We start from the raw sequence: 5,407 nt of genomic DNA, 5'->3' as shown, positions 1-5,407 counted from the left end.
TGCGATGTTGAGAAAGTACTTTGGCATGGCGTTGAACTTACCTCGATTGCGTCAGAGCTGCTGTGGCGCCTAACACCGATTCTCTCCCTAAAGCACAACTGTAACGCCAGGGCGCCGCATGTCACACCCGAGCACGGCGGCTTTCCACTGCTAAAAGGCCACCAGTGCCGATGCAATCCTGGGCGTCTGCCAGTTCGCGCGGCACCAGCAGCGCCAACTGCATACCGCGGCGCTCCACCACCTGTAACCGTCCCCGGGGCCTTTCGGAATTCTCCGACGCGACGCCCCGTCAACGGCCTATGCCCGGTCCGCGCGACCGGCCGTACCGTTACTCCTCCATGGATGGGGCGTTGGAGCATTACAAGGCTATGGACGGATTGGTATCGCTTTACCGCGGCATCGGAAGAAAACTGGGGATGCGGCTGGGCGAGGACCGGCCGCCACGGTACCAGCAGGGTTCGCAGCGGCCATCCGCTACCTCCGGGATTCGTCGCGCGGTCGACTCACCTGCGGGCGGGCGGGACAGTCCCGAGGCCGGGCCTTCGTGCCCACGGCCACCGGCGCCCTCCGCGGCGCCGCAAGCGGATGACAATGTGCGCTGGTTCGGGGAGTCCGTTGACCGACCAGACCGCCATTCAACCCGGAGCCCGCCGGACGCGCCCGGCATGCGCCTTCTGGACATGGTGCGTGACCGAGTGCGGCTGCGGCATTACAGCCTGCGCACGGAGCGCGCCTATGTGAGCTGGGTCCGCCGCTTTGTCGTCGCGAACGGCCGACGACACCCGCGCGAGCTCGGTGGCGCCGACGTCGAGCGCTTTCTTACCGATCTCGCTGCGCGCGACGATGTCGCATCCGGCACGCAGAACCAGGCGCTCGCGGCACTGCTTTTCCTGTATCGCGAAGTGCTCGGGATCAAGCTGCCGTGGATGCAGGACGTGGTGCGCGCCAAACGCCCTCGTCGCTTGCCCGTCGTGCTCTCGCGTTCCGAAATCGACCGCCTGCTTGGCGCGATGGACGGGTCGTCTCGCCTGATGGCCTCGCTGCTGTACGGCACCGGCATGCGGCTGATGGAGTGCACGCGGCTGCGCATCAAGGACATCGACTTCGAGCGCAGCGAAATCCTCGTGCGCGAAGGCAAGGGCGACAAGGATCGCCGGGTGCCGCTGCCGCAGACCTTGCGCGAGGACCTGCGCCGCGCGATCGAACGCGCGCTCCTGCTGCATCGGCACGACCTCGCGGAAGGATTCGGAGAGGCCCGATTGCCGCACGCGCTGGCGAAGAAGTACCCGGCGGCTGCGCGCGAGCCCGGCTGGCAGTTCGTGTTCCCGTCCGCGCATCGATCGACCGATCCGCGCAGCGGCGCGACCCGGCGCCATCATGTCGACGACAGCTCGTTGCAGCGTGCGGTGAAGCGGGCTCGTGACCTGGCGGGCATCGCCAAGCCCGCGACGTGCCACACATTGCGTCATTCGTTCGCGACGCACCTGCTCGAAGCGGGGCAGGACATCCGTACCGTGCAGGAACTGCTGGGCCACAAGGACCTGGGCACCACGCAGATCTACACGCATGTGCTCGGGCGCGGCGCGGGTGCGGTTCTCAGTCCGCTGGATCGCCAGTTCTAGGCGACGGCCGGCGCTCAGTCGCTGTCGCGATCGATGCCGTACTTGCGAAGCTTCTCGACCAGCGTGGTCCTGCGCAGGCCGAGCAGCGGCGCCGCGTGCGCGACCACGCCATTGGCCTGCTGCAGCGCCGCCTGGATCAGCTCGAGTTCGAGCTCCGCCATGTGGCTCTTCAGGTCGAGGCCTTCGGGCGGCAGCGTCGCGCGGGGGGCGAGCGTCGACGGGTCGGTTGCGATCGCCGTCGTCGCGGGCGCCGGGCTCGCACGCTGGGGTTCAGGCGCCGGGGCGACGACGTTCTCGCGCACGGGCGAGGCAGGCTCGTCCGGGATCTCGGCAACGCCGGAGCGGTATCTCGCCGGAAGGTCGGCCGCGCGCACCTGGGTGTTCGGATGGAGCACCGCCAGGCGTTCCAGCAGGTTGTGCAGCTCGCGCACGTTGCCGGGCCAGCGGTAGTGCTTGAGCACGTTGACGGCTTCGCCGGTGAGCGAGACGCGCCCGCGGCCGCTGTCCGCGAGCTGTCGCGTGATCGCCGCGATCAGGTCGGGAAGGTCTTCGGTGCGCTCGCGCAGCGCCGGCATTTCGATCGGGAACACGTTGAGCCGGTAGTACAGGTCTTCGCGGAAACCGCCCTTCGCGATCTGCTCTTCGAGGTTGCGATGCGTCGCGGCGATGACGCGCACGTTGCACGTATAGAGTTGCGTGCCGCCGACGCGTTCGAACGTACGTTCCTGCAGCACGCGCAGCAGTTTCACCTGCATCGCCATCGGCATGTCGCCGATTTCGTCGAGCAGCAGCGTGCCGCCCTCGGCCATCTCGAAGCGACCCTTGCGCTGGGTGAGCGCGCCGGTGAACGCGCCCTTCTCGTGGCCGAACAGCTCGCTCTCGAGCAGGTCCGCGGGAATCGCGCCGCAATTGATCGCGACGAAAGGCTTGCTGCCGCGCTTGCTGCGCTCGTGGATGGTGCGCGCCGCGACTTCCTTGCCGGTGCCGGATTCGCCCAGGATCAGCACCGTGGTATCGAAGCCGGCCACCTGGTCGATCATGCGGTTGAGCTGGGTGACCGCTTCGGAGTTGCCCGTTGGGCCCACGCTCTGCGAGTCGGCGCGTTCCTCCGCATCGATGCGCTTCAGGCTGGCGCGGCGCAATGACTCCTGCAGCTGCGCGCGGCGAATCGGGAAATCCAGCGGCCAGACCGAATCCGGATGCACGAGTGCCCGCCATGGTGCACGCTCGTCGTGCCCGGGCAGCAGCATCAGTGGCGGATGCAACGGCTGGCGCGAAAGCCAGTCCGCGAATTTCAGCCAGGCCTCGGCGTTGCCCACATCGCCGACGACGATCGCGACCCAGTCGCTGGCTTTCGCGCGCGACAGGTCGAGGTCGGCGGCGTCCGCCGCCAGGCGCGGGGTGAAGTCCATGAATTCCAGCAGGGTGGCGACGCGCTCGGCACGCGGCATGTCGCCATCCAGGACCAGAATGCGGGACTCGCTCATTCGGCTGCCCCGGCCTCCGCGTCGCTGCTGCGGCCGGCGAGATTCTCCAGCAGCGGCATGACGTCGTGGATGTAGGCGAGCTTGCTGACGAAAGCGTCGGCGCCCGCACGCAACGCGTGCTCGCGATGCTCGGCGTCGTCGAAATGGCTGGCGATGACCACGAACGGCGGATTGTCCTGCGCCTTGATCAGGCGCGTGGCCTGCAGCCCGCCCATCTCGGGCATGGCCAGGTCCATGAGCACCACGTTGGGCCGGAGCGATTCGCACTGTGCGATCGCCTCGATGCCGTTCGCGGCCGAGCCGACGATGTCCACCCAGTCGAGCCGGCGCAGATGGCGCACGGCTGCGTTGATGAAACCTTCGTGGTCGTCGACCAGCAGGATGCTCAGCATTCCGTTCTCCTCGATTCCCTTACCGTGCCGCGGCCATGGCCACGGGTCGCTGGCGCGCCCGCGCGGGCGCGATGTCCAGCTGGTCCCGGTACTTTGCCACCGTACGACGGGCTATGCGTATTCCCTGCCGCGCCAGCAGGCCGGCGATGGTCTCGTCAGCCAGCGGCGCATGCGGCGGCTCGGCGTCGATCAGGCGTTTGACGATCGCCTTGACCGCGGCCCCGGAGATCTCCGCGCCTTCGAGCCGCACTGCGAACAGGCGCTTGAGCTCGAACGTGCCGCGCGGGGTCTGGATGTATTTGCCGGTGGTGATGCGCGACACCGTCGACTCGTGCATGCCGATGGCGTCCGCCACCTCGCGCAGCGTGAGCGGCGCGATCGACTCCTCGCCCTGGTCGAGGAAAGCCTGCTGGCGCTCCACCAGCACCTGCGTGGTGCGCATCAGCGTGTCGTTGCGCATGGCGATGCCGCGCACCAGCCAACGCGCCTCGTCGAGCAGCCCGCGCAGCGCGCTGACATCCCCGGGCGCGCGCGACAGGCCGGCCTCGCAATGCGGCGAGACGCGCACCTTCGGCAGCGTGCGGCCGTTGAGCGAAACCCGCCACGTGCCACCCAGCTTGCGCACGACGACGTCCGGCACGATGTGGTCGTCGCCCTGCGACGGGGCGTCGGGGACCGGGCAGGCTTCGAGCGACAGGATCAGTGCGACGGCGCGATCGGCGACGTCGATGCTGCAACCGATCGCGCTCGCCAGTGCCTTCGAATCGTGGCGGGCGAGGGTGGCGAGGTGGTCGCGCACGATCGAGCGCGCCGTGGACAGGGCCTCGCAATCGGGCATGCGGTCGAGCTGCGCGCCGAGGCATTCGGCGGCGTCGACCGCGCACAGGCCGGTCCACATGCCGTGTAGCAGGCGCAGGCGCACGATCTCGAGGGCGCTCGGGTCGGCGCCGAGCTCGGCGGCGGCCTCTGCCGTCAGCGCGTCGCGCTCGCCTTCGAGGAGCCCGGTGTCGGCGGTGCGGTCGAGCCACCACGCGGCCAGCGCCAGGTCGGCCGGCTTCCAGTCGAGGCGGAGTTCGTCCAGCAGGCGCACGCGCCAGTCGCTGGAAACGCCGCCGGCGATGCGCGCGGTGGCGTCTTCGTCCCCCATCGACGCGCCGCCACTCATGCCGCTCATGAACTGCGGGTCGGGCAGTTCGTCCCACGCAGCGGCCTCATAGGCGACCTCGTCAGAGGCGTCCGGCGATTCGGCGTCGACCTCCCCGGCCTCGTCGCCCTCGTCGAGTTCGAGCATCGGGTTGCGGTCGAGCGCCTGGCGCAGTTCCATTTCGAGCTGCGGCGCGGTGAGCTGCAGCAACCGGATCGACTGCAGCAGCTGCGGCGTCAGGTTGAGCGACTGCGACATCTGTGCGCGGACCGACGCCTTCATTGGACCCCCATCCTTTTGTTAGCGCGGCATGAAACCTGCAGGCCATCGTGCAGGACCCGTGCCAACGCCCGGATCAGGGAAAACCTTACATGGTGGCGCCGTCCATGTCGGGGGTATCAGGGGAACCCTGACGACCGAGACCCGATTCGGTCGCGAACTGTGGCGGCCTCCTAACTTCCGCTCGACGCGACGCCGGCTGTCTGAACCGCGAGCCGACGGGCGGTAGCAGGCGCCGCGGGCTGCGACTACGGACGGGTCGCCTTGCCTGCGGGAACCCGGTCGCTCCACTGCACCGCCGTGCGCACCAGTTCGACCGCATTGCGGCAGCCGAGCGCCTCCATCAAACGCGCCCGGTGGGTTTCGACGGTCTTGATGCTGATCCCGAGGTCGGCGGCGATCTGCTTCGTGGTGCGGCCGGCGCCAAGCGCGGTGAGGATCTCGCGCTGCCGCGGCGGCAGGGCCGCGGGGTCTGCGCCACGG

5 protein-coding genes are annotated in these 5,407 nt (G+C 68.8%); 1 reads left to right on the top strand and 4 read right to left on the bottom strand.

What is annotated here, in order from left to right; all coding sequences use genetic code 11:
- Positions 1–665: 665 nt before the first annotated feature.
- Positions 666–1,622: an integron integrase gene (locus FW784_RS12365; RefSeq protein ID WP_149353641.1), complete on the top strand. Its 957-nt coding sequence runs from the start codon at positions 666–668 to the stop codon at positions 1,620–1,622.
- A 14-nt stretch (positions 1,623–1,636) separates the two neighbouring features.
- Here FW784_RS12365 and FW784_RS12360 read toward each other — a convergent pair whose 3' ends face one another.
- The 4 genes from FW784_RS12360 to FW784_RS12345 all read right to left on the bottom strand — a co-directional run.
- The gene (locus FW784_RS12360) at positions 1,637–3,109 is read right to left on the bottom strand and encodes a sigma-54 dependent transcriptional regulator (protein WP_149353640.1); all 1,473 of its coding nucleotides are present in this window, start codon (positions 3,107–3,109) and stop codon (positions 1,637–1,639) included.
- Complete coding sequence (locus tag FW784_RS12355; protein WP_149353639.1) at positions 3,106–3,501, bottom strand: response regulator; 396 nt, start codon at positions 3,499–3,501, stop codon at positions 3,106–3,108. Before FW784_RS12355 ends, FW784_RS12360 begins: the two co-directional genes overlap by 4 nt.
- Positions 3,502–3,520: 19 nt before the next feature.
- Positions 3,521–4,927: an RNA polymerase factor sigma-54 gene (rpoN, locus tag FW784_RS12350; RefSeq protein ID WP_149353638.1), complete on the bottom strand. Its 1,407-nt coding sequence runs from the start codon at positions 4,925–4,927 to the stop codon at positions 3,521–3,523.
- A gap of 245 nt (positions 4,928–5,172) precedes the next feature.
- Positions 5,173–5,407, bottom strand: a 235-nt coding sequence (locus FW784_RS12345; RefSeq protein ID WP_149353637.1) for a LuxR C-terminal-related transcriptional regulator, incomplete at its 5' end; no start/stop codon positions are given.

The organism is Cognatilysobacter lacus (assembly GCF_008274655.1).
Classification (GTDB): Bacteria; Pseudomonadota; Gammaproteobacteria; order Xanthomonadales; family Xanthomonadaceae; genus Cognatilysobacter; species Cognatilysobacter lacus.
The sequence above is the reverse complement of the archived record's forward strand: the minus strand, read 5'-3'. Positions and strand labels throughout refer to the sequence as shown.

Coding starts and splice junctions, on each gene's coding strand:
- FW784_RS12355 (WP_149353639.1), bottom strand. CDS start 3,501: ATGCTGAGCATCCTGCTGGTCGACGACCACGAAGGTTTCATCAACGCA.
- FW784_RS12360 (WP_149353640.1), bottom strand. CDS start 3,109: ATGAGCGAGTCCCGCATTCTGGTCCTGGATGGCGACATGCCGCGTGCC.
- FW784_RS12365 (WP_149353641.1), top strand. CDS start 666: ATGCGCCTTCTGGACATGGTGCGTGACCGAGTGCGGCTGCGGCATTAC.
- rpoN (WP_149353638.1), bottom strand. CDS start 4,927: ATGAAGGCGTCGGTCCGCGCACAGATGTCGCAGTCGCTCAACCTGACG.